This window comes from Kitasatospora sp. CB01950, assembly GCF_001905465.1.
In the GTDB taxonomy this organism is placed as follows: Bacteria; Actinomycetota; Actinomycetes; order Streptomycetales; family Streptomycetaceae; genus Kitasatospora.
The window spans coordinates 80,829-101,950 of sequence record NZ_LISX01000002.1; the positions used below are offsets into that span (position 1 = coordinate 80,829).

General features: G+C 74.1%; 20 protein-coding genes. 11 read left to right on the forward strand and 9 right to left on the reverse strand.

Annotation, left to right across the window (positions count from 1 at the left end):
- The first annotated feature begins 51 nt into the window (after positions 1–51).
- Complete coding sequence (locus tag AMK19_RS05085; protein WP_073808505.1) at positions 52–852, forward strand: tyrosine-protein phosphatase; 801 nt, start codon at positions 52–54, stop codon at positions 850–852.
- Positions 853–859: 7 nt separating this feature from the next.
- On the opposite strand, the gene AMK19_RS05090 is transcribed toward AMK19_RS05085, so the two are convergent.
- Positions 860–1,540 (reverse strand): VOC family protein, encoded by a 681-nt coding sequence (locus AMK19_RS05090; RefSeq protein ID WP_073808506.1) that lies wholly within the window; start codon positions 1,538–1,540, stop codon positions 860–862.
- Positions 1,541–1,574: 34 nt separating this feature from the next.
- The gene (locus AMK19_RS05095; RefSeq protein ID WP_073808508.1) at positions 1,575–2,579 is read right to left on the reverse strand and encodes a PHP domain-containing protein; all 1,005 of its coding nucleotides are present in this window, start codon (positions 2,577–2,579) and stop codon (positions 1,575–1,577) included.
- A 153-nt stretch (positions 2,580–2,732) separates the two neighbouring features.
- Between AMK19_RS05095 and AMK19_RS05100 the strand changes: the two genes are divergently transcribed.
- The 3 genes from AMK19_RS05100 to AMK19_RS34985 all read left to right on the forward strand — a co-directional run bounded on the left by AMK19_RS05100 (position 2,733) and on the right by AMK19_RS34985 (position 6,815).
- On the forward strand, positions 2,733–3,659 hold the full coding sequence (locus tag AMK19_RS05100; RefSeq protein ID WP_073808509.1) for an AurF N-oxygenase family protein: 927 nt from the start codon (positions 2,733–2,735) through the stop codon (positions 3,657–3,659).
- Between the two features lie 426 nt (positions 3,660–4,085).
- Positions 4,086–5,609 carry an MFS transporter gene (locus tag AMK19_RS05105; RefSeq protein ID WP_241844254.1) on the forward strand — a complete coding sequence of 508 codons (1,524 nt, stop codon included), beginning with the start codon at positions 4,086–4,088 and terminating at the stop codon, positions 5,607–5,609.
- A 591-nt stretch (positions 5,610–6,200) separates the two neighbouring features.
- Entirely contained in the window at positions 6,201–6,815 is a 615-nt protein-coding gene (locus AMK19_RS34985; protein WP_073808511.1) for a hypothetical protein, read from the forward strand.
- A gap of 14 nt (positions 6,816–6,829) precedes the next feature.
- On the opposite strand, the gene AMK19_RS05115 is transcribed toward AMK19_RS34985, so the two are convergent.
- Both AMK19_RS05115 and purB read right to left on the reverse strand, forming a co-directional pair.
- Positions 6,830–7,087, reverse strand: coding sequence for a hypothetical protein (locus AMK19_RS05115; RefSeq protein ID WP_143200060.1), 258 nt, complete (start codon positions 7,085–7,087; stop codon positions 6,830–6,832).
- Between the two features lie 545 nt (positions 7,088–7,632).
- Entirely contained in the window at positions 7,633–9,072 is a 1,440-nt protein-coding gene (gene purB / locus AMK19_RS05120) for an adenylosuccinate lyase (protein ID WP_198953218.1), read from the reverse strand.
- Positions 9,073–9,190: 118 nt separating this feature from the next.
- Here purB and AMK19_RS05125 point away from each other — a divergent pair, with 118 nt between their 5' ends.
- Positions 9,191–11,383 carry a HelD family protein gene (locus AMK19_RS05125; protein ID WP_241844255.1) on the forward strand — a complete coding sequence of 731 codons (2,193 nt, stop codon included), beginning with the start codon at positions 9,191–9,193 and terminating at the stop codon, positions 11,381–11,383.
- Positions 11,384–11,415: 32 nt separating this feature from the next.
- Entirely contained in the window at positions 11,416–11,772 is a 357-nt protein-coding gene (locus tag AMK19_RS05130; protein WP_073808515.1) for a DUF6204 family protein, read from the forward strand.
- Between the two features lie 16 nt (positions 11,773–11,788).
- On the opposite strand, the gene AMK19_RS05135 is transcribed toward AMK19_RS05130, so the two are convergent.
- The 4 genes from AMK19_RS05135 to AMK19_RS05150 form a co-directional block, all read right to left on the reverse strand.
- On the reverse strand, positions 11,789–12,703 hold the full coding sequence (locus AMK19_RS05135) for a DUF2797 domain-containing protein (RefSeq protein ID WP_073808517.1): 915 nt from the start codon (positions 12,701–12,703) through the stop codon (positions 11,789–11,791).
- 46 nt (positions 12,704–12,749) lie between these two features.
- The gene (locus tag AMK19_RS05140; protein ID WP_073808518.1) at positions 12,750–13,190 is read right to left on the reverse strand and encodes a MarR family winged helix-turn-helix transcriptional regulator; all 441 of its coding nucleotides are present in this window, start codon (positions 13,188–13,190) and stop codon (positions 12,750–12,752) included.
- A gap of 83 nt (positions 13,191–13,273) precedes the next feature.
- The gene (locus AMK19_RS05145; RefSeq protein WP_083646509.1) at positions 13,274–13,660 is read right to left on the reverse strand and encodes a DUF3037 domain-containing protein; all 387 of its coding nucleotides are present in this window, start codon (positions 13,658–13,660) and stop codon (positions 13,274–13,276) included.
- Positions 13,660–14,415 carry a HipA family kinase gene (locus AMK19_RS05150; RefSeq protein ID WP_073808520.1) on the reverse strand — a complete coding sequence of 252 codons (756 nt, stop codon included), beginning with the start codon at positions 14,413–14,415 and terminating at the stop codon, positions 13,660–13,662. The genes AMK19_RS05145 and AMK19_RS05150 overlap by 1 nt, the downstream gene beginning before the upstream one ends.
- Before the next feature lie 156 nt (positions 14,416–14,571).
- Between AMK19_RS05150 and AMK19_RS05155 the strand changes: the two genes are divergently transcribed.
- Positions 14,572–15,930 (forward strand): NAD(P)/FAD-dependent oxidoreductase, encoded by a 1,359-nt coding sequence (locus tag AMK19_RS05155; RefSeq protein WP_073808521.1) that lies wholly within the window; start codon positions 14,572–14,574, stop codon positions 15,928–15,930.
- A gap of 121 nt (positions 15,931–16,051) precedes the next feature.
- Here the strand turns inward: AMK19_RS05155 and AMK19_RS05160 are convergent, their stop codons facing one another.
- Complete coding sequence (locus tag AMK19_RS05160; RefSeq protein WP_073808523.1) at positions 16,052–17,395, reverse strand: aminotransferase class I/II-fold pyridoxal phosphate-dependent enzyme; 1,344 nt, start codon at positions 17,393–17,395, stop codon at positions 16,052–16,054.
- 35 nt (positions 17,396–17,430) lie between these two features.
- Between AMK19_RS05160 and AMK19_RS05165 the strand changes: the two genes are divergently transcribed.
- The 4 genes from AMK19_RS05165 to AMK19_RS05180 all read left to right on the forward strand — a co-directional run bounded on the left by AMK19_RS05165 (position 17,431) and on the right by AMK19_RS05180 (position 21,063).
- Positions 17,431–18,096, forward strand: coding sequence for a pyridoxamine 5'-phosphate oxidase family protein (locus AMK19_RS05165; RefSeq protein ID WP_073808524.1), 666 nt, complete (start codon positions 17,431–17,433; stop codon positions 18,094–18,096).
- Positions 18,090–18,737 carry an FMN-binding negative transcriptional regulator gene (locus AMK19_RS05170; RefSeq protein WP_073808526.1) on the forward strand — a complete coding sequence of 216 codons (648 nt, stop codon included), beginning with the start codon at positions 18,090–18,092 and terminating at the stop codon, positions 18,735–18,737. The genes AMK19_RS05165 and AMK19_RS05170 overlap by 7 nt, the downstream gene beginning before the upstream one ends.
- Before the next feature lie 157 nt (positions 18,738–18,894).
- The gene (locus AMK19_RS05175; protein ID WP_274536954.1) at positions 18,895–20,256 is read left to right on the forward strand and encodes a sugar porter family MFS transporter; all 1,362 of its coding nucleotides are present in this window, start codon (positions 18,895–18,897) and stop codon (positions 20,254–20,256) included.
- A 111-nt stretch (positions 20,257–20,367) separates the two neighbouring features.
- A complete protein-coding gene (locus AMK19_RS05180; protein ID WP_073808527.1) occupies positions 20,368–21,063 on the forward strand; it encodes a dienelactone hydrolase family protein in 696 nt (231 codons plus the stop codon).
- The last annotated feature ends 59 nt before the right edge of the window (positions 21,064–21,122 follow it).

The following is a 21,122-nucleotide window of genomic DNA, read 5'->3' on the forward strand; positions in this document are numbered from 1 at the left end:
CCGCCGCCCGCGAGGCCGCCGCCACACCCGTCCGCCGGCAGGGAGGTCGTCATGCAGCACTCGCACATCGTTGACTCCGCCACCGTCGCCAACCTGCGCGATCTCGGCGGCATCGACCTGCCCGGCGGCGCCCGGGTCCGGCCCGGACTGGCGTTCCGTTCCGGCCAGTTGGACCGGCTCGACCCGGCGGCGGACCCGATGTTCGACGCGCTCGGCGTGCGCACCGTGGTCGACCTGCGCAGCGGACCGGACCGGGCGGCGTTCCCGGACCGGGTGCCCGGCGGGGCGCACCTGCTGGTCGCCGACGTGCTCGCCGACCGGGCCGGCAACGGCGTCACGGCCGCGCTGACGGCGGCGCTCGCCGACCCGGCGGCCGCCAACCGCACCCTGGGCCGCGGCCGCGCCGCCCTCGCCCGGTGCGAGGACTACCGGGCGTTCGTCACCTCCACCGCCGCCCGGCACGCCTACAAGCAGCTGCTGACCGCGCTCGCACACCGGGGCGGCGGCCCGGTGCTGTTCCACTGCACGGCCGGCCGGGACCGCACCGGCTGGGGCGCGGCGCTGATCCTGCTGCTGCTCGGCGCGGACGCGGAGACGGTGCGCACCGAGTACCTGTCGGTCGGTCCGGCGGTGCACGCGCACGACGCCCCGGTGCGGGAACGTTTCCTCGCCGGGGGCGGCGACCCGGAGATCGCCGACGCGGTGCTGTCGGTGCGCGCCGAGTACCTGACCACCGCCCTGGACACCCTGGCCGACCGCTGGGGCGACCCGGAGACCTACGCCCGGGTCGGCCTCGGCCTCAAGGACGAGACGCTGGACAGCCTGCGCGCCCGGCTGGTCCAGCCGTCCTGACGGCGCGTCAGCCCGCCGCGCCGGCCGCGCCGACGCAGGCCTCGTTGCCCTCGGGGTCGGCCAGCACCCACAGCGCGGGGGCGTCGTCGTCGCTCACCAGGCGGCCGCCGGCGGCGAGCGCGGCGGCGACCCGCTGTTCGGCGACGTCGTACGGCACCCACACGTCCACGTGCACCCGGTTGCGCTGCGGCCGGGGCTCGTCCATCTGCTGGAAGTAGAACGGCGCGCCGCGCCGGGCCGGGTCGATCAGGTCCTCGGGGCTGCCGGCCCGGTCGCGGTAGCCGAGCAGGGCCCGCCAGAAGGCGACCACGGCGGGCCGCTCCAGGGCGTCCACGGTGACCTGGACGGTCTGCGCGGCGTGCGGCTCGGCGGTGGCGCCGAGGGCACGGGCCGCGGCGGAGATCCGGCGGGCCAGCTCGATGTGCCGCTCCGTCAGGCCGTAGTAGTCCTCGGCGACGGTGATCAGGCGGACGGTGACGCCCTCGGGCCGCAGGTCCACGTCCGGCGCGCCGAGGCCGTCCACGGCGGTGGCGATCGCGGCCACCAGCCGGGCCGCGTCCGCGAAGGAGGCGGCGGGGAAGAACGTGCACGCCCCCTCGCCCAGGACCCGCCAGTCCTCGGTGCCGGGCGCGGCGTGGAACGCCAGTGGCCGGATCGTGCTGTGCGTCTGCGGCTGGGGCTCTGTCATCGGGGCAGCGTAGCGACCCGGTCCGACAGCGTGATCATCGGGCTCCGGACCAGGCCAGCAGGTGGTCCACCGACCAGGCGGTGATGATCCGTTCGGCGTCCAGGCCGAGCGCGGCGGCCCGTTCGCAGCCGGCGATCTGCCAGTCGAGCTGGCCGGGGGCGTGCGCGTCGGTGTCGATCGCGAACAGGCAGCCGAGGTCGGCGGCGAGGGCGAGCAGGTCGTCCGGCGGGTCCTGGCGGTCGGGGCGGCAGTTGATCTCGACGGCGGTGTCGTGCTCCCGGCAGGCGGCGAACACGGCCTCCGCGTCGAACGCGGACTGCGGGCGCGGCTTGTCGCCGAGCCGCCGCCCGGTGCAGTGGCCGAGCACGTCGACCAGCGGGTTGCGGACGGCGGACAGCATCCGGCGGGTCATCGCGGCGCGGTCCATCCGCAGCTTGGAGTGGACCGAGGCGACCACCACGTCCAGCCGGCCGAGCAGGTCCTCGTCCTGGTCGAGCGAACCGTCGTCGAGGATGTCGCACTCGATGCCGGACAGCAGTCGGAACGGGGTGAGCCGGCCGTTCAAGTCCTCGATCACGTCGAGCTGTTCGCGCAGCCGCTCGGCGCTCAGGCCGTTGGCGACGGTCAGCCGCGGCGAGTGGTCGGTGAGCACCGCCCAGTGGTGGCCGAGGTCGCGGGCGGTGCGGGCCATCAGCTCGATCGGGGCTGCGCCGTCGGACCAGTCCGAGTGCAGGTGGCAGTCGCCGCGGATCTTCTCGCGCAGCCGGAGCGCGTCGGTGGACGGCGCGGGACCGGCGGCGGCCCGCGCCTCGGCCTCCAGCAGGTACTGCGGGGTGCGGCCCGCCGTGGCGTCGGCGATCACCCGGGCGGTGACCGGGCCGACGCCGGGCAGGCGTTCGGCGTCGGCGACGTCGACCGGCCCCGCGGCCAACCCGGTGGCGGCCTCGGCGGCGGTGCGGAACGCCTTGACCCGGTACGGGGAGGCGAGTTCGCGCTCCAGCAGGAAGGCGATGCGTTCCAGGGCGGTGACCGGATCCATGCGGTCAGTCTGCGCGGGGCCCGGCGGGGCCGCATGCGGGTTGCCGCCGGACGGCCGTGGGTCTCCTGATCTGCCCCAAACCCTTGTTGACACTCTGTCTCATTGGTTTACTCCTCCTGGAGCCCCTGCCCCCGCCACCTCCGGAGCCCGCCCGTGCCCGACACCGCCGCCCCCACCGCGACCCTCGCCCAGCAGCGCAACGCCGACCGCGAACTCAACGCCGCCCGCCTGCTGCGCGCCTCCGCCAAGCACTCCTACGACCCCCTCACCGAGGTCGACTGGACCGCCCCCGTCGACCCCGACCACTACGCGCTGCCCGCCCACCGCGTCACCCTCTACGGCACCCCGCTGTGGGAACGCCTCGACGAACGCCGGCGGGCGCAGCTGAGCGTCCATCAGCTCGCCTCCACCACGGCGGCCGGCATCTGGTTCGAACTCGTCCTGATGGAAGGCCTGATCCGGCACGTCTACACGAACGACCTCACCACCGGGCACGCCCAGTACGCGCTGACCGAGGTCGCGGACGAGTGCCGGCACTCCACCATGTTCGCCCGCTACATCACCGCCACCGGCTACCCGTCCGCCCGGCCCACCCGGCGCGCGGACCTGCTCGGGCGGCTGCACTTCCTGCTCAACGACACCACGATGACCTTCGCCGGGGCGATATTCGTCGAGGAGTTCACGGACGCCATGCAGCGGGAGATGATCCGCGACGAGAGCCTGCAGCCGCTGGCCCGCTCGGTCGCCCGGATCCACGTCGTCGAGGAGGCCCGGCACATCGGCTACGCCAAGCCCGAACTCGAACGCCGCTGGGCCCGGATGACGCCCGCCCGCCGCGCCGTCTTCCGCCGCGCCCTCGCGCTGCTGGCCCGCCAGTCCGTCGCCGAGATCGTCCACCCGCGCGTCTACGCCCTCGCCGGCCTCGACCCCGCCGAGGCCGCCCGCACCGCCGCCGCCAACCCCCACTGGCACCAGGCCCGCATCGACTGGTCCCGCAAGGCCGTCGACTTCTTCACCGACCTCGGCATCATCACCCCCACCACCACCCGCGCCTGGCGCCGCGCCGCCCTCCTCCCCTGACCCCGCCAAGCCCCTGCGGGCGGCGACCCCGAAACGGAGAAGCCCTCCCCACCCCGCCCACCCACCTGCCCCAAGCGCGGAGGGAACGCCCTGCGGGCGGCGAGCAGAGCTGACCCGCCACGCAGCCGCCCGGTGGCCAGTCCGCGCGCACGGCATGGCACCCGCGGACGCGGCCGCCCGCAGGGCCTCCCGCCCGCGCGCTACCCAACCCACCGCCGGAACGCCGCAGGCAGCGGGCGAGCGTGAAGCCCATAGGAGCGCCCGCGCCCGACCCGGCCGTCCGCGGGTCGTCCCGCCCGCGCCGTTGGCGGAGTCCCGGTCCCCGTCCGCAGCCGTTCGGAAGGCGCCTCCCACTCCGCCCGCCCCGCCCGCCCGGAGGGCGTGGTGGACTGGTCGTCGGGCGGGTCCTGGCGGAAGATGCGTTGCGTGAGCGACGATGCGGCGGGTGTGGCCGGCGGAATTCGGCTGGGGACGGGGCGTGGGCGGTGGGTCGTCGCGGCGACCGCGCTCGGGTCCGGGATGGCGATGCTGGACGGCACGGTGGTGAACGTCGCGCTGCCGCGGATCGGTGAGGACCTGGGCGCGAGCCTCGCCTCCCTCCAGTGGACGATCAACGCCTACATGCTGACGCTCGCCGCGCTGATCCTGCTGGGCGGCTCTCTCGGCGACCGCTACGGCCGCCGCCGGGTGTTCCTGATCGGCGTGTGCTGGTTCGCCCTGGCCTCGGCGGGCTGCGCGGCCGCGCCCAACGTCGACGTGCTGATCCTGGCAAGGGCGTTGCAGGGCATCGGCGGTGCGCTGCTGACGCCGGGTTCGCTGGCGATGCTGCAGGCGGTGTTCCACGAGGACGACCGGGCGGGCGCGGTGGGCGCGTGGTCGGGCCTGGGCGGCGTCGCGGCGGCGGTCGGCCCGTTCCTGGGCGGCTGGCTGGTGGACGGTCCCGGCTGGCGGTGGATCTTCCTGCTGAATCTGCCGCTGGCGGCGGTCGTGGTCGCGGTGACCGCCCGTCACGTCCCCGAGTCGCGAGACCCGGACGAGCAGGGCAATTTCGACGTGCTGGGCGCGCTGCTCGCCGCGCTGGCCCTCGCGGGCATCACGTACGCGCTGACGGAGGCGGGTTCCGGCCTGTCCCCGATCGGAATCGTCGCGGGGCTGGCGGGCATCGCGCTGACAGCCGCGTTCATCTTCGTCGAGCACCGTTCGGCGAACCCGATGCTGCCGCTGTCGCTGTTCCGGTCCCGGCTGTTCACGTCGGTCAACCTGGTCACGCTGTGCGTGTACGCGGCGTTCAGCGGCGTGTTCCTGCTGTTGACGGTGCAGCTCCAGATCGTCGCCGGGTTCACGCCGCTGCTCTCGGGGGTGGCGCTGATTCCGATCACTGTGCTGATGCTGCTGTTCTCGGGCCGGGCCGGGCAGTTCGGCCGCGCGGTCGGCCCGCGGATCCCGCTCACCGCGGGGCCGCTGCTGGTGGCGTGCGGGGTGCTGCTGATGCTGCGGATCGGCCCGGACGCGAACTACTGGGTGGACGTGCTGCCCGCCGTGACCGTGCAGGGCGCGGGCATGACGCTGCTGGTGGCGCCGCTGACGGCGACCGTCCTCGCCGCCGTCGACGTCCGCCGCGCGGGCATCGCGTCCGGCGTCAACAACGCGGCCGCCCGCGCCGCCGGCCTGTTCGCGGTCGCGGCGATCCCCCCGCTGGCGGGCCTGAGCGGCGACGCGTACCGGATCCCGTCCGAGGTGGACAGCGCTTTCCGCACCTCCATGCTGATCTGTGCCGGCCTGCTCGTCACGGGTGCCCTGCTCGCCTTCACCACGATCCGCTCGAACGCCCTCGCCCCGCCCCACCCGATCGCCGAACCCGACTGCGACTGGTACTGCGGCCCGACCTCCCCGCCGATCCATCCGGACCACCCGGACGAAGGGGCGGCGAGCTCCGACCGACCGGTCTGAAACACCTCGCCGACAACAGCCGACAGTCGACCGGAGGCCACCAACTCACCTCCCTGCCATGGATCTTGACCGCGACGTGCTTGACGCAGCATCAGTTCTGCGGCTAGTCGAAGGGTGCCGGAGCGGGGTCGGGGAGCTAGACTCCGGGTCACGCGCAGCCCACCCGAGAGGGTTACGGGCAGTCGCGGCGTGTTGACGGTAAGGTGAGCATCCGCCCGCTGCGGCTCGTCCCGAGTCCGCCGAGCGGCACTGATGAGGCTGGACACCGGAGGAGTTTCTCCGGGCGCGACGACGAAGGCGGGGACGAAGGGGCGGGCGGGCACCGAGGCGTGTCGGTTCGACCCAGTGGCGCTAGTGAGACGGCACCGAGATGCGGCCGGCGGCGGGATGGTTGGCCGTCTCCGGCCGTTGCTGGAAGGGGTTCGGCCGGTCGGCCGGGCCGCTCCCACCCGGGGGACGCCACCGAACGGCGGCTCTCCTTCGGGGTCCGGCCCGGATCGAGCACCACCGGTCCCGGCGCCCCGTCATTCAGCTCCTGACCCGAGCCGGCCCGCCGGTCGGCTCGCATAGCGCGAAGCGAGACCCCTGCCCGTGACCACCAGCGCCACCGAGCCTCCGTCGCCGGAGCCGTCCGCCGCCGGCCGGCCGGACACGCCGAAGGCCCACGTCCCGCGCCAGCCCCGCGACCGGGCCGGTCGGAACGCACAGCCCGACCTGGCACCGCAGGACTCCCGCCTGCCCGCGCCCCGAACGCGCCGTCAGGCCGCGGCCAAGGGCAAGGTCGACGCCAAGGCCGGGGCCGAGGCCGCGAAGGACCCCGCGCCGTCGCGGCCGGCCCGTCGCGAGTCCGAACCTCTGGCGCCCGTCCCGCCCGAGCAGTTGGGCAGCGGCCTCTACCCGTTCCTCGATCGCCAGCACACCCTGCTGCGGGACATCGCCCGCGACACCGGCGACACGTTCCGGTTCGTCCTGATCGTCGTCGTCCTGGTGCTGGCCGTCGCAGGCGCGGCGTTCGGCGTCGGCTACCTGCTCCACAACATGCCGCTCGCCTCCGCCGCCGGCACCGGCACCCTGCTGCTCACCGGCTGGGGCGTCGCCCGCAGCGCCCGGGCGAACCGCCGGCGCCGCGAGCAGGCCGGAGCAGCCCCGCAGCAGCGGCAGCAGCCGCAGCGGAGGTCCAACGCCCGTTCCCGAAAGGGTCGTTGAGCGACCCGGCGAGCTCACCGCTCGTGGCGCTGCACCATCGCGACCAGCACCCGGTCCGCGCTGAGCACCGACGCGACCCCGAGTGGGACGAAGACGGCGAGGAACACGGCCACGGTCGCCGTTCCGGCCGCGGTGCCGGTGAGCACTCGGGCGAGCACCGCCGACAGCAGCAGGTCGAGTACGCCGAGCGCCCCGAGGTAGCCCACCACCGCGCCCGCAGGGACCTGTGTCCCGGGGGCGAGTGCCCCGCTCCTCGGCTTCGTCGGTCGCATCGCTGACTCCCCGCGCAGGTTCGAGACCTCCGCCGGCGTCTCCGCTGTCGACGACGTCATGACGGACATGTCCTGTCTACCCCTCAAGCCGCGTGCCCGGTTGCCGATTCCGGCCGTTTGCCCCCATTGGGCGGCGGGTGCGTGTAACGTGCCGTCTCCCCGCTTCCGGATCTGCCCGGCAGTCATGGGTTGAGGCCCTGGTGACGGGGCGATTCGACACCAAGGCGCAGCGTCGGACACTGAGTTCGGCCCACCAGACATTCCCCCGTTTCGTCTGACAAGGCATCAGATGCACGTGCAAGGCGTAACTTACCTGCCCGTAGAGGGGATCGGGCAACCGCCCCGGCCGGTTGACGGCCAGGTCGCACAATCGGACCGGAACGCCCCGTCCCCCGCTCCGAATCCGGCCGATCGCTCGCACAGCGTGGCCGCGTCCCGACCCTACGACGCCTTGACGACCGTTGCCAAGGGGCCCCGGTAGCGCACTGCCCGTCCCCGACTCGGCGTCGGGGACGGGCAGTTGAGCATGCAGGGCACCCGGGGCGTCAGAGAATGTCGCCCGGGGCGTACTTGGCGGCCTCCGGGTGGGCGGCGGCGACGGCCTCGATGCGGCGGACGAGTTCGCCGACCTGGGCGGCGGCGGCGCCGGTGAAGGAGAGGCGGTCGGCCAGCAGCGCGTCGATCGCCTCGTGGTCGAGCGGGATGCGGGCGTCGGCGGCGAGCGCCGGGACGAGGGTGTTCTCGCGGGCGCCCTCGCGCATCGCCAGGGCGGCGGCGACGGCGTGCTCCTTGATGACCTCGTGCGCGGTCTCCCGGCCGACGCCGGCCCGGACGGCCGCCATCAGGACCTTGGTGGTGGCCAGGAACGGCAGGTAGCGGTCGAGCTCGGCCTCGATGACGGCGGGGAAGGCGCCGAACTCGTCGAGGACGGTCAGGAAGGTCTCCAGCAGGCCGTCGAAGGCGAAGAACGCGTCCGGCAGCGCGACGCGGCGCACCACGGAGCAGGAGACGTCGCCCTCGTTCCACTGGTCGCCGCCGAGCTCGGCGGTCATCGAGGCGTAGCCGCGCAGGATGACGGCGAGGCCGTTGACGCGCTCGCAGGAGCGGGTGTTCATCTTGTGCGGCATCGCCGAGGAGCCGACCTGGCCGGCCTTGAAGCCCTCGGTGACCAGCTCGTGGCCGGCCATCAGGCGGATCGTCTTGGCGATGCTGGACGGGCCGGCGGAGAGCTGGACCAGGGTGGAGACGACGTCGTAGTCGAGCGAGCGCGGGTAGACCTGGCCGACCGAGGTGAAGACGTTGTCGAAGCCGAGGTGGCCGGCGACCCGGCGCTCCAGCTCGGCGAGCTTGTCGGCGTCGCCGGCCAGCAGGTCGAGCATGTCCTGCGAGGTGCCGACCGGGCCCTTGACGCCGCGCAGCGGGTAGCGGGCGATCAGCTCTTCCAGGCGGGCGAAGGCGACCAGGATCTCGTCGGCGGCGGTCGCGAAGCGCTTGCCGAGGGTGGTGGCCTGCGCGGCGACGTTGTGCGAACGGCCGGCCATCACGAGCTCGCCGTACTGGGCGGAGAGCCGGCCGAGGCGGACCAGGACGGCGACCGTGCGGTCGCGGACGTGCTCCAGGGACTGGCGGATCTGCAGCTGCTCGACGTTCTCGGTGAGGTCGCGCGAGGTCATGCCCTTGTGGATCTGCTCGTGCCCGGCGAGTTCGGAGAACTCCTCGATGCGGGCCTTCACGTCGTGCCGGGTGACCTTCTCGCGGGCGGCGATGGACGCCAGGTCGACCTGGTCGACGACGCGCTCGTAGTCGGCGATCGCGGTGGCCGGCACCTCGATGCCGAGGTCCTGCTGGGCCTTCAGGACGGCCAGCCACAGGTGGCGCTCAAGCACCACCTTGTGCTCGGGGGACCACAGCTGGGCCAGGGTCGCCGAGGCGTACCGGGAGGCCAGGACATTGGGGATCTTGGGCTTCGCGCTCACGCTTCGCAAGCCTAACAGTCGAGGTCAGGCGGGAATGCAGCGCCTCCGCCGTGCGGGCGGGTAGCATGGCCGGTTGAGCACCAATGCCAATCCGTGCAAAGAACTCCTCCTCCGCAAGGATATCACGTTGACTCAAGATCTGGCAAGCGACGCCGTCCTCGCCGCCGAACTCCGCACCGAGCAGCGCCGGTTGACGGAGCTGTACGCCCACCTGGACGCCGCCCGCGAGCGGGCTCGCAGCGCGCTGGAGCAGGCCGCCGACGCGCACCTCGGGCCGGGCGGCACCCGGCAGGCCCGGATCGAGCAGGAGGTGGTGCTCGCCGAACGCACCCGCCGGCTGGCCCGGCTGACCGCCGTCGAACGCGGCCTGTGCTTCGGCCGGATCGACGGCCTCGACGGCGCCGTCCACCGGATCGGCCGGATCGGGCTGCTGGACGAGGAGTTCGAACCGCTGCTGCTGGACTGGCGGGCCCCGGCCGCCCGCCCGTTCTACACCGCGAGCGCCGCCGACCCGGCCGGCCTGCTGCGCCGCCGCCACCTGCGCACCGAGGGCCGGCGGGTGGTCGGCCTGGACGACGAGGCGTTCGACCTGGACGCGCTGGACGCCGAGGGCCGCCGCACCCTGGTCGGCGAGGCCGCGCTGCTGGCCGAGCTGCGCCGGACCCGGACGGGACGGATGCGCGAGGTGGTGGCGACCATCCAGGCCGAGCAGGACCGGGTGATCCGCTCGGGGCTGCACGGCGCGGTGGTGGTGCACGGCGGTCCGGGCACCGGCAAGACGGTGGCCGCCCTGCACCGGGCCGCCTACCTGCTGTACACCCACCGGGAGGTGCTGGAGCGGCGCGGCGTGCTGGTGATCGGCCCGAACCCGGCGTTCCTGCGCTACATCGAGCAGGTGCTGCCCTCGCTCGGCGAGACCGAGGTGCTGCTGCGCACCCCCGGCGAGCTGTTCCCGGGGGTGCGCGCGGTTGACACGGACCAACCGGAAAGCGCTTTCCTGAAGGGTTCGGAGCGGATGGCGGACGTCCTCGCCGAGGCGGTGCGCCTGCACCAGCGGCTGCCCGCCGGGGACGGCCTGCTCGCCGCCCTCGACCTGCCGCTCCCCCGCCGGCTGCTGGCCGCCGCCCGGGAGCGCGCCCGGGGCCTGCGGCTGCCGCACAACGCGGCCCGCGCCGAGTTCCTGCGGGCCGCCCTGCGCAGCCTGGCCCGCACCCGCGCGGACGCGCTCGGCCGCCCCTGGGACGAGGAGGAGGCCCGCTACGCGCCGGGCGAGCTGTGGGCCGAGCCGGAGGTCCGCGCCGCCCTGGACGCGCTGTGGCCGCTGCTGACGCCGCAGCAGCTCGTCGAGTCGCTGCTCGCCGACCCCGAGCGCCTCGCCCCGTCCCTGTCCCCCGTCGAACGCGCCGCCCTGCACCGCCCGCCGGGCGCGCCGTGGACGGTGGAGGACGTCCCGCTGCTGGACGAGGCCGCCGAACTGCTCGGCAGCGACGGCGCGGAGCGGCGCCGGGCCGCCGCCGCGCAGGGCCGGCAGCGGGCCGATGCCGAGGCGTACGCCCGAGGGGTGCTCCAGGTGACCGGCCAGGAGGGCGACTTGGACGCCGCGGCGCTGGCCGGGCGGCACGCCGACGACGGGCCGTACCGGTCGACCGCGGAGCGGGCGGCGGCGGACCGGGAGTGGACGTTCGGGCACGTGGTGGTGGACGAGGCGCAGGAGTTGTCGGCGCTGGCCTGGCGGATGGTGATGCGGCGGATCCCGACCCGTTCGCTGACGGTGGTGGGCGATCTGGCGCAGACCTCCTCGGCGGCGGGCGCGCGGGACTGGCAGGAGATGCTGGGCCGCTACCTGGGCACCCGCTGGCGGGAGGAGCGGCTGACCGTCAACTACCGCACCCCGGCGCCGATCATGGCGGTGGCGGCGGCGTGGCTCGCGGCCGTCGATCCGGCGGCGGTGGCCCCCGAGTCGGTACGGGCGGACGGGGAACGGCCGCGGGCGGTCGCCGTCACGGACTACGCGGCGCAGCTGCCGGCCCTGCTGGCCCAGGACGGGCCGGGGACCACGGGTCTGGTGGTGCCGGACGGGCGGCTGGCGGAGTTGGCGCACCTGGGGGCGCTGAGTGCGGCGCAGTGCAAGGGCCTGGAGTTCGACGCGGTGGTGGTGGCCGATCCGGCGGCGATCCGGGCGCAGTCCCCGCGCGGCGGCCACGACCTGTACGTCGCGCTGACCCGGGCCACCCGCCGGCTGACCGTCGCCCACCACGGTCCGCTGCCGGAGCCGCTGGGGGCGGCGTTCGAAACGGCGGGGCGGGCGAAAATGGGGTGAAGCGGGCGGGCCGGCCGGGTTAGGGTCCCGCCATGACGACTCGTACGTTCCGAATCATGGTGCGCGGTTCCTTCGACGCCCTCACCGCCGAGCAGCACGCCGAGCTGACCGCCGAGGCGGCCGAGCACGATGTGCTGCAGGCGAAGTTCACCGACGAGGGGCACCTGACGTACGACCTGTCGGCGCGTCCGTTCTTCACCTTCCGGTTCCTGGAGTACGGGGAGGCGGAGGAGGACGTCGTGGCGGCGTCGGTGCGGGCCGAGACGGCGGCGGAGCTGTGGCTGACGGACCGCGGGTACGGCTACAAGAACCTGAAGTCGCAGGCGCAGGACATGACGTTGGCGGCGGTGGGCGCGCGCGGCAAGCAGGAGGCCCGGAAGAAGCACTGACCGGCCGACCGGCGGCTCAGAACAGCGTGTCCTGCTCGGCGGCGGGGCGGGCCCGGGGCAGCAGGGTGAGGCCGTCGCAGCTGTCGGCGGCCTCGGTGTGCAGGGTCCAGCCGGTGAGCAGGCGGGTGTCGAGGAGCAGCGGGGGCCCGGCGGGCGGGTCGAGGAAGAGGTGGCCGCCGATCGGCCGGCGCAGTCGGCCGGTCAGGCGGGCGCCGTCGCTGACTGCTTTGACCTGCTGGTACTGCTCGGGGGCGCCGTCGGTGAGGCCGTACAGCTCGACCTGGTCGGTGACGGGGTGTTCGGGCAGCAGGGTGAGCGGGTGCCCCGCGGGCGGTTGACGGTCGAGCAGTGCCAGGGCGCGGGTGCGGCCGGCGGTGAGTTCGGCGTGCCGGTCGGCGGGGTTGGAGAGTGCCCACCAGGCGGGGTACTTGGCGGCGGCGGGGATCCGTTCGCGGGCCAGTTTGGCGTGGGCGAGGGCGAGTTCGGCGCGGCGGACGGCGGGCAGCGGTCCGTGGGCGAGGAACGTCCAGGTGAGGGCGGCCTGTTCGAGCAGGCGGACGGTGCCGCGTTCCTCGGCGGTGAGGCCGACCTTGAGCAGGCCGGGGCCGAACCAGGCGAGGTAGAGGCGGTAGGTGCGGCCGTCGTCGAGGATGCGGTCGCGGGCGAGTTGCAGGCCTCGGTCGGCGTTCTGGCAGGTGGGGCACTGGGTGGTGGTGCCGTCGGGTTCGATGGCGGCCCGGTGCGGGCAGGGGCGGTGGCCGCGCGCGGTGGTGGCGCCGGTGCAGCGGCGCGGGCCGGCGATCCGCCAGGCGACGGGGAGCCCGTCGGTGAGCGGCCGGTCGTGCCTGGTGGTGCCGTCGGTGGCGGTGAGCCGGGGTGCGCCGTCCAGCCAGCGCAGCCCGGTCGAGGTCCATCCGTTCGCCTGGTGCATCCGGTGAGTGTAGGGCCTGTCCGGCCCTGGATGCCCGGACGGACGGTCAGGGGCGCAGCAGCGGCAGGACCTGTTGGCAGAGCCGGGACAGGGCGGTGCGTTGCTCGGTGTCGAGGCTGTCGAAGGCCTGGCGGGCGCGGGTCATGTCGTCGCGGATCCGGTCGAGGACGGCGCGGCCCTCGTCGGTGATGGTGACGATCTTGACGCGGCGGTCGGCGGCGGCGGCTTCGCGGTGGGCGAGGCCGAGTGCTTCGAGGCGGTCGACGATGCCGGTGACGTTGGAGGCGTCGCAGCCGAGGCGGCCGGCGAGGGCGCGCATCGGGACGGGTTCGAGGACGGCCTTGAGTGCTTTGGCCTGTGAGGAGTTGAGGCCGTGGCGGGCCGCTGCGGCGGCGAAGTCCTGGAAGTAGGCCGCGCCGACGGCCGCGACCTGCTCCATCAGTTCGGTGGTGGAGGGTGCGGTGCCGGTGCCTGTGGTGCTGCCCATGGCGGTCAGGGTACGCCCATCGTTTCAGTACCTCCAGTATTGAGCGAGGCAAGTATGTCGGGGGGTCGGAGAAACGGTGCGGGTTACAGCACCAGACGGTCGAACAGGTGGTGGAGTTCCGCGTCCGGGTCGACGGTCAGCCCGGTGTGCACGGGGCCTGGCTGGACGACGGCGCTGCGCGGCGCGGTCAGCCAGCGGAAGCGCTGGCCGGGGCTGTCGGCGGCGGCCGGCCCGGCGGCCTCGCCGCCCTCGCAGACCGCCTCGATGCCGCGCAGGGCGCGCCGCACGCCGGCCGCGTCGGCGACCGGGTCGAGGGCGAGCAGCCGGCCCTGGTCGAGGTGGGTGCGGGCGCCGAGGTAGCCGGAGTCGCGGCAGTACAGCAGGACGCCGATGTTGACGCACTCGCCGCGTTCGACCCGGGGGACGGCGCGGATCAGCGCGTACTCGTAGTCCTTGGGGTGCTGGTCCATCAGCCGGCCACCTCCGGGAGCCAGTCGCGGGGCCCGGCGAGGCGGGCGGTGAGCTGCTCGACGTAGGCGGCGCGGACGTCCTCGGGCGTCTCGAAGCCCGGTTCGTCGACCAGCCACACGTCGGGGACGGCGGCGACGGCGGCGGGCAGCGCGGCCTCGGCGAGGTCGGCGAGGTCGGCGTCGACCTTCGGCAGGTGGCCGACGGCGTGCCGCAGGGCGTGGTCGGAGGCGTCGTAGGGCTTGCGGCGCCAGGCCTCGGCGCGCGTCCAGCTGTGGTGGAAGATCAGGCTGGCGCCGTGGTCGATGAGCCGCAGGCCCCCGGTGGCGACCAGCAGGTTGGGGTTGCGCCAGGACCGGTCGACGTTGCCGATCAGGGCGTCGAACCAGAGCACCCGGGCGGCGGTGTCGGTGTCCACGTCGAAGCAGAGCGGGTCGAAGTTCAGCGCCCCGGAGACGTAGGCCATGCCGAGGTTGGTGCCGCCGCTGGCCCGCATCTGGTCCTGGATCTGCACCTCGGGCTCGCTGCGGGCGAGCACCGGGTCGAGGGCGACCAGGGCGAGTTCGGGCACCGCCAGGCCGAGCCGGCGGCCGAGTTCCCCGGCCAGTACCTCGGCGACCAGCGCCTTGCGGCCCTGGGCCGCGCCGACCCATTTCAGCACGTACAGGCGGCGGTCGTCGGCCTCGATCAGGCCCGGCATCGAACCGCCTTCGCGCAGCGGCGTCGCGTAGCGGACGGCCGTCACCTCGGAGAGCATCCCGACAGCCTAGCGGCCCCCGTGGGCGGCCACGGCCCGGGAGCGGTTGGAGATGCACCCGCCGTGGGCCCGTGCGAGTGTGGCCAGCAGTCGTCCTTGAGCCGCTCCCGTCGGCACGGACGCAGTTCACGGACCCGCACACGTAGGGGATGAACGATGGAACGACCTCGGATCCTGATCGTCGGCGGCGGCTTCGCCGGGCTGGAGTGCGCGCGCCGTCTGGAGCGCAAGCTCGCCCCCTCCGAGGCGGAGATCTCGCTGGTCACGCCGTTCAGTTACCAGCTGTACCTGCCGCTGCTGCCGCACGTCGCGGCCGGGGTGCTGACCCCGCAGTCGGTGGCGATCTCGCTGCGCCGCACGCTGAACCGCACGCACATAGTCCCCGGCGGGGCGATCGGCATCGATCCGCGCTCCAAGGTCGCCGTGGTCCGCAAGATCACCGACGAGGTGGTCGCGGAGAAGTACGACTACCTGGTGCTGGCGCCGGGCAGCGTCACCCGGACCTTCGACATCCCGGGCCTGCCCGACTACGCGCGCGGCATGAAGACGCTCGCCGAGGCGACGTACATCCGCGACCACGTGATCGCCCAACTCGACCTGGCGTCCGCGTCGATGGACGAGCAGGAACGGGCCTCCCGGCTCCAGTTCGTGGTGGTCGGCGGCGGCTACGCGGGCACCGAGACGGCGGCCTGCCTCCAACGGCTGACCACGGCGGCGATCAAGCGCTACCCGCGCCTCGACCCGGACCTGATCAAGTGGCATCTGATCGACATCGCACCGAAGTTGATGCCCGAGCTGGGCGACAAGCTCGGCCAGACCGCGATGGAGATCCTCCGCAAGCGCGGCGTGGACGTGTCGCTGGGCGTCTCGGTCGCGGAGGTCGGCGCGGAGACGGTGAAGTTCACCGACGGCCGCACGCTGCCCTGCCGGACACTGATCTGGACGGCGGGCGTGGCCGCGTCGCCGCTGATCGGCACCCTGGACGCGGAGACGGTGCGCGGACGCCTCGCGGTGACCGCGGAGATGCGGGTGCCGCAGTTCGAGGGCGTGTTCGCGCTCGGCGACGCCGCCGCGGTGCCGGACCTCGCCAAGGGCGACGGCGCGGTCTGCCCGCCGACCGCGCAGCACTCGGCCCGGCAGGGCAAGCGGGTCGCCGAGAACCTGGTGGCGGCGGTGCGCAACCAGCCGCTGCAGCCGTACTTCCACAAGGACCTGGGCCTGGTCGTCGACCTCGGCGGCAAGGACGCGGTATCCAAGCCGATGGGCGTCGAACTGCACGGCCTGCCCGCCCAGTTGGTGGCCCGCGGCTACCACGTGATGGCGATGCGCACCAACTCCGCGAAGTACCGCACCAGCGCGAATTGGCTGCTGAACGCCACCGCCGGCGACGACTTCGTCCGCACCGGCTTCCTGGCCCGCCAGCCCGCCCGCCTGCGCGACTTCGAGTACACCGACGCCTACCTCTCCCGCGACCAGGTCCGCGAACACGCCCAGGCCCTCCTCGCCAAGGACTGACCGCCCCGCCCCCTCACAAGCCCCCGCCCGCCCCGGACGGGGGCTTCGTCACAGCACGTCCAGCAGGTCCAGTCGACGGCGAGGAGGCGCTTCGGGTCCGTCGACTTCGTACGGCGGCGGGTCAGGTGACGCGGGAGGCGTGGGGCGGGCCGTGGAGGGCGGCGGCGACGGCGGTGGCGAGGGCGGGGGCTTCGGCGGGGTGGAGGGTGGCGACGGAGATGCGGACGGCGGGCGGGGAGGCAAGGCGAAAGCGGGAGCCGGGGGCGACCACCCAGCCGTGGTGGAGGAGGGCGGCGGCGACGGCGGTCTCGTCGGGGACGGGCACCCACACGTTGAGGCCGCTCTCCCCGTGGGCGCGGATGCCGTGCGCGGCGAGCGCGCCGAGCAGCGCGTCGCGCCGGGCCCGGTAGGCGGCGGCGACGGTCGCGGCGGGCGCGGCGTCGGTGCGGCGCAGTTCGACGACGGCGCGTTGCAGCAGGTGGCTGACCCAGCCGACGTCCAGGCGCTGGCGGCCGAGGACCCGGGCGACGGTGTCGGCGTCGCCGGTGAGGACGGCGACCCGCAGGTCGGGCCCGAGGGCCTTGGCGGCGGAGCGGATCAGCGCCCAGTGGTGGACGGTGGCGGCGCCGCGGCCGTCGGCGGCGAGCGACTGGAAGGGCTGGTCGACCATGCCGTGCCCGTGGTCGTCCTCGATCAGCACGGTGTGCGGGCGGGCGGCGAGGACGGTGCGCAGCGCGGCGGCGCGGGCGGGGGTGAGGGCGGCGCCGGTGGGGTTCTGGGCGCGGCTGGTGACGATCAGGGCGCGGGCGCCGGCGTCGAGGGCGGCGGCGACGGCGGCGGGGAGCGGGCCTTCGTCGTCGACGGGGACGGGCGCGGTGCGCAGGCCGAGGGCGGGGAGCAGGTCGAGGACGCTGCCCCAGCCCGGGTCTTCGACGGCGACGGTGTCGCCGGTCCGCAGGGTGGCGGCGAGGACGCGGCCGATGGTGTCCAACGCGCCGGAGCAGACGGCGAGTTCGCCGTCGGGGGCGCCGTCGGCGCGGAATTCGGCGCGGAAGCCGTCGAGGAGTTCGGGTTCGGCGACGGCGTCGCCGTAGAGCGCGGCGGGGCCGGTCGCGGCGGCGGCGAGGGCGGGGCCGAGCGGGGGCAGCAGGGCGGGGTCGGGGTTGCCGGCGGACAGGTCGCGGGCGCCGGGCGGGACGGGCAGTCGGGCCTCGTCGCGGGGGGTGGTGGCGGGCCGGGGGCGGATGCGGCTGCCGCGGCGGCCGGCGGTCTCGATGACGCCGCGTTCGCGCAGCAGGCGGTAGGCGGCGGCCACCGTGTTGGGGTTGACGCCGAGTTCGCCGGCCAGGTCGCGCAGTGGTGGCAGGGCGGCGCCGGGTTCCAGTTGTCCGTCGGCGATGGCGCGTTCGACGTCGGCGGCGATCTCGCTGGCCCGCCGACCGGTGATCCGATACTCTCCTAGCACAAACGCAATTATGCACTAGTACATAGGGGGTTGTCATGTCGGACACGCCGAAGGACGCCTACGCCCGCAACGATCTCACCACCCCCACCCGGGACAAGGAGCGGGCCTCCTGGGACCGGGACGCGGTGCACGCGGTCCTCGACGCCGGGTACCTGTGCCACCTGGGCTTCGTCCGGGACGGCGCGCCCGTGGTGCTGCCCACGCTGTACGCGCGGGTCGGCGAGCGGCTGTACATCCACGGTTCCACCGGCAGCCGCCCGCTGCGCGGGGCCCGCGACGAGCAGGGCCTGCCGGTGTGCGTGACGGTGACGCACCTGGACGGGCTGGTGCTGGCGAAGTCCGCGTTCAACCACTCCGTCAACTACCGCTCGGTGGTGGCGCACGGCACCGCGTACCAGGTCACCGACCCGGAGGAGCTGCGGGCGGCGCTGGACGCGATCGTCGAGCAGGTGGTGCCGGGGCGCGCCGCGGACTGCCGGCCGGGCAGCCCGAAGGAGCTGGCGGCGACGGCGGTGATCCGGCTGGAGCTGGACCAGGTGTCGGCGAAGAGCCGCACCGGCGGCGTGAACGACGAGGAGGAGGACCTCGGCCTGCCGTACTGGGCGGGCGTGGTGCCGGTCTCCGCGGTGTACGGCGCGCCGGAGCCCTCCCCGCACTCGTCCCTCCCGCTGCCCGGCTACCTGGCGGGGCCGGCATGCTGATCCGGGGCTGGGACCGCGGCACCGAACGCGAGTGGCAGGAGTGGCTGGCGGCCGGGCGGGACTTCGGCACGCTGGCCGCCAACGGCCCCGAGGGCCCGGTCCTGGTGCCCACGCACTTCCTGCTGGACGTCGCGGCGGGCGAGGTCCTGCTGCACCTGGCCGCCCCCAACCCGCTGCTGGCGGCGGTGCGCGCCGACCCGCACGTGACGCTGGCGGTCACCGACGACTACGCCTTCGCCCCGGGCCGCTGGCGCGACGCACCGTACACGCCGACCAGCTACTACGCCTCGGTGCAGTTCTCCTGCACGGCCGAGCTGGTGGACGACCCGGCGCAGAAGGCGGAGATCCTCAACCGGCAGCTGGCGCACTTCCAGCCCGAGAACACCGAGGACCGGGTGACGGTCGGCGCGGCCCCGTACGGCGGGCTGCTGACCGGCCTGCGCGGGCTGCGGCTGACGGTGCGCCGGGTGCGGGCGAAGTTCAAGTACGACGACAAGAAGCCGGTCGAGAGGCAGTTGGACATCGCCGAGCGCCTCGCCGAACGGCACGCCGCGACCGGCAATCCGCAGGACGCCGCGGCCCGCGTCCAGATGCTGCGCCGCCGCACCCGCCGCCCGGCGCTCGGCCCTTCGTCGGACTGACAGCCCGTCGGTCGCGGGCGTGTCGGAGCCGTGTCACGGGGTAGCCGCTGGTCGAATGACCTCCGGATATGTCCGCCCGTCACCGGACGGATCGTCACGTAGGGAGAGAGCACTGGCTACCCACTCCTCCGCCGTCCGGGACGAGCACCTCGGGCATGTGGTGTTCATCTCCGCCGCCGCCGCGATGGGCGGTTTCCTGTTCGGCTACGACAGTGCGGTGATCAACGGCGCGGTCACCGGCATCCAGAAGCACTTCGGCGTCGGCAACGGCGAGACCGCGTTCGTGGTGGCGATCGCGCTGCTCGGCTCGGCGGCCGGCGCCGTGGTGGCCGGCTGGCTGGCCGACCACCTGGGCCGGGTGCGGACCATGCTGATGGCGGCGACGCTGTTCGCGATCAGCGGCATCGGCTCGATGTTCCCGCCCAGCATCCAGGTGCTGGGCGTGTGGCGCGTGGTCGGCGGCATCGCGATCGGCATCGCCTCGGTGATCGCCCCGACGTACATCGCCGAGGTCGCGCCGACCGCCTACCGGGGCCGGCTCGCCTCGTTCCAGCAGATGGCGATCGTGCTCGGCATCACCGTCTCGCAGCTCGCCAACTGGGCGCTCAACCAGGCCGCGGGCGGCGAGTCCACCAACCACCTGGGGGGCATCCAGGCCTGGCAGTGGATGCTCGGCGTGGAGGCCGTGCCCGCCCTGGTGTACGGCCTGATGGCGCTGTCCATCCCCGAGTCGCCGCGCTACCTGATCGCCGACCGGCGCGAGGAGCAGGCCCGCAAGGTGCTGGTCGAGGTCGAGGGCCCGAACGTCGACCTGGACGCCCGGATCGCGGAGATCCGCCGGGTGCTGGAGACCCGCCGCAAGCCGCGGCTGTCGGACCTGCTCGGCGGGCGGTTCGGCCTGCTGCCGATCGTCTGGGTCGGCATCGGCGCCTCGGTGTTCCAGCAGTTCGTCGGCATCAACGTGATCTTCTACTACTCGTCGTTCCTGTGGCAGTCGGTCGGCATCAAGGAGTCCGACTCTCTGCTGCTGTCGCTGTCCACCTCGATCATCAACGTCATCGGCACGGTCATCGCGATGGCGCTGGTCGACCGGATCGGCCGCAAGCCGCTGGCGCTGGCCGGCTCGGCCGGCATGACGGTCGCGCTGGCGTTGGCCGCCTGGGCGTTCTCCTACCGGCACGGCACCGGCAACACCGCGACGCTCGACAACACCCACGCCGTGGTGGCACTGGTCGCCGCGCACCTCTTCGTGCTGTGCTTCGCGTTCTCCTGGGGCGTGGTGGTGTGGGTGCTGCTCGGCGAGATGTTCCCGAACGCGATCCGGGCGCTGGCCCTGTCGGTCGCCGCGTCCGCGCAGTGGATCGCCAACTGGGCGATCACCGTCTCCTTCCCGACCCTGTCGGACTGGAACCTGTCCGCGACGTACGTGATCTACGCCTGCTTCGCACTGCTGTCGATCCCGTTCGTGGTCTTCTGCATCAAGGAGACCAAGGGCAAAGCGTTGGAAGAGATGGGCTGAACACTTCCTGACACACCCTCACCGCGCCGGAGTCGGCGGCGAATTCGGGCCTAGAGTGCCAGACAAACCTTCCTGCCCGCCGCCGCGCGCGGCCACCCCGACGGAGAGGCCATGGGCGCTGCCCGCCAGAACGTCAGCTTCGCCGGACACTCCGGCCGGACCGTGCACGGCTACCTGGCGGTGCCGCCCGCCCGGGTCGGCCCCGGAGTCCTGGTGATCCAGGAGTGGTGGGGGCTGACCCGGCACATCGCCGAACTCACCGACCGGCTCGCCGCCGAGGGCTTCCTCGCCCTCGCGCCCGACCTGTACGGCGGCACCGTCACCCACGACCGGGACGCCGCCGCCCGGATGAAACGCGAACTGCCCGCCGAACGCGCCGCGGAGGAACTCGCCGCGGCCGTCTCCCACCTGCTGGCGCACCCCGGCTCGGTCGGCGACGCGATCGGCGCGGTCGGCTTCTGCATGGGCGGCGGCCTCGCCCTGCGCCTCGCCGCCGCCGAGGGCGACCGGGTCGCCGCCGTCGTCCCGTTCTACGGCCTGCCCGGCGACCCCGACTACGACTACCGCGGCCTGACCGCGCACGTCCTCGGCCACTTCGGCGAACAGGACGCCTCGCTGCCCGCCGCCGCCGTCGACGAGGCCGCCATCCGCATCGGCGAGGCCACCGACCGCCGCCCCGAGATCCACTTCTACCCGGCCGGCCACGCCTTCATGAACGACGAGAAGACCCCCAGCAGCTACGACCCCCTCCAGGCCGCCATCGCCTGGCGCCGCACCCTCACCTTCCTCTGGGCGCACCTCGGCTGACGAAAGCCTCCGGCCGGGGCCGCTCGCGGACGGCCGGGGGCCCTGAAATTCGGTGGACA

What these genes read in the sequence shown, in the direction of transcription:
- AMK19_RS05085 (WP_073808505.1), top strand. Translation starts at nt 52, where the DNA reads ATGCAGCACTCGCACATCGTTGACTCCGCCACCGTCGCCAACCTGCGC.
- AMK19_RS05090 (WP_073808506.1), bottom strand. Translation starts at nt 1,540, where the DNA reads ATGACAGAGCCCCAGCCGCAGACGCACAGCACGATCCGGCCACTGGCG.
- AMK19_RS05095 (WP_073808508.1), bottom strand. Translation starts at nt 2,579, where the DNA reads ATGGATCCGGTCACCGCCCTGGAACGCATCGCCTTCCTGCTGGAGCGC.
- AMK19_RS05115 (WP_143200060.1), bottom strand. Translation starts at nt 7,087, where the DNA reads ATGCGACCGACGAAGCCGAGGAGCGGGGCACTCGCCCCCGGGACACAG.
- AMK19_RS05130 (WP_073808515.1), top strand. Translation starts at nt 11,416, where the DNA reads ATGACGACTCGTACGTTCCGAATCATGGTGCGCGGTTCCTTCGACGCC.
- AMK19_RS05135 (WP_073808517.1), bottom strand. Translation starts at nt 12,703, where the DNA reads ATGCACCAGGCGAACGGATGGACCTCGACCGGGCTGCGCTGGCTGGAC.
- AMK19_RS05140 (WP_073808518.1), bottom strand. Translation starts at nt 13,190, where the DNA reads ATGGGCAGCACCACAGGCACCGGCACCGCACCCTCCACCACCGAACTG.
- AMK19_RS05145 (WP_083646509.1), bottom strand. Translation starts at nt 13,660, where the DNA reads ATGGACCAGCACCCCAAGGACTACGAGTACGCGCTGATCCGCGCCGTC.
- AMK19_RS05150 (WP_073808520.1), bottom strand. Translation starts at nt 14,415, where the DNA reads ATGCTCTCCGAGGTGACGGCCGTCCGCTACGCGACGCCGCTGCGCGAA.
- AMK19_RS05155 (WP_073808521.1), top strand. Translation starts at nt 14,572, where the DNA reads ATGGAACGACCTCGGATCCTGATCGTCGGCGGCGGCTTCGCCGGGCTG.
- AMK19_RS05165 (WP_073808524.1), top strand. Translation starts at nt 17,431, where the DNA reads ATGTCGGACACGCCGAAGGACGCCTACGCCCGCAACGATCTCACCACC.
- AMK19_RS05170 (WP_073808526.1), top strand. Translation starts at nt 18,090, where the DNA reads ATGCTGATCCGGGGCTGGGACCGCGGCACCGAACGCGAGTGGCAGGAG.
- AMK19_RS05180 (WP_073808527.1), top strand. Translation starts at nt 20,368, where the DNA reads ATGGGCGCTGCCCGCCAGAACGTCAGCTTCGCCGGACACTCCGGCCGG.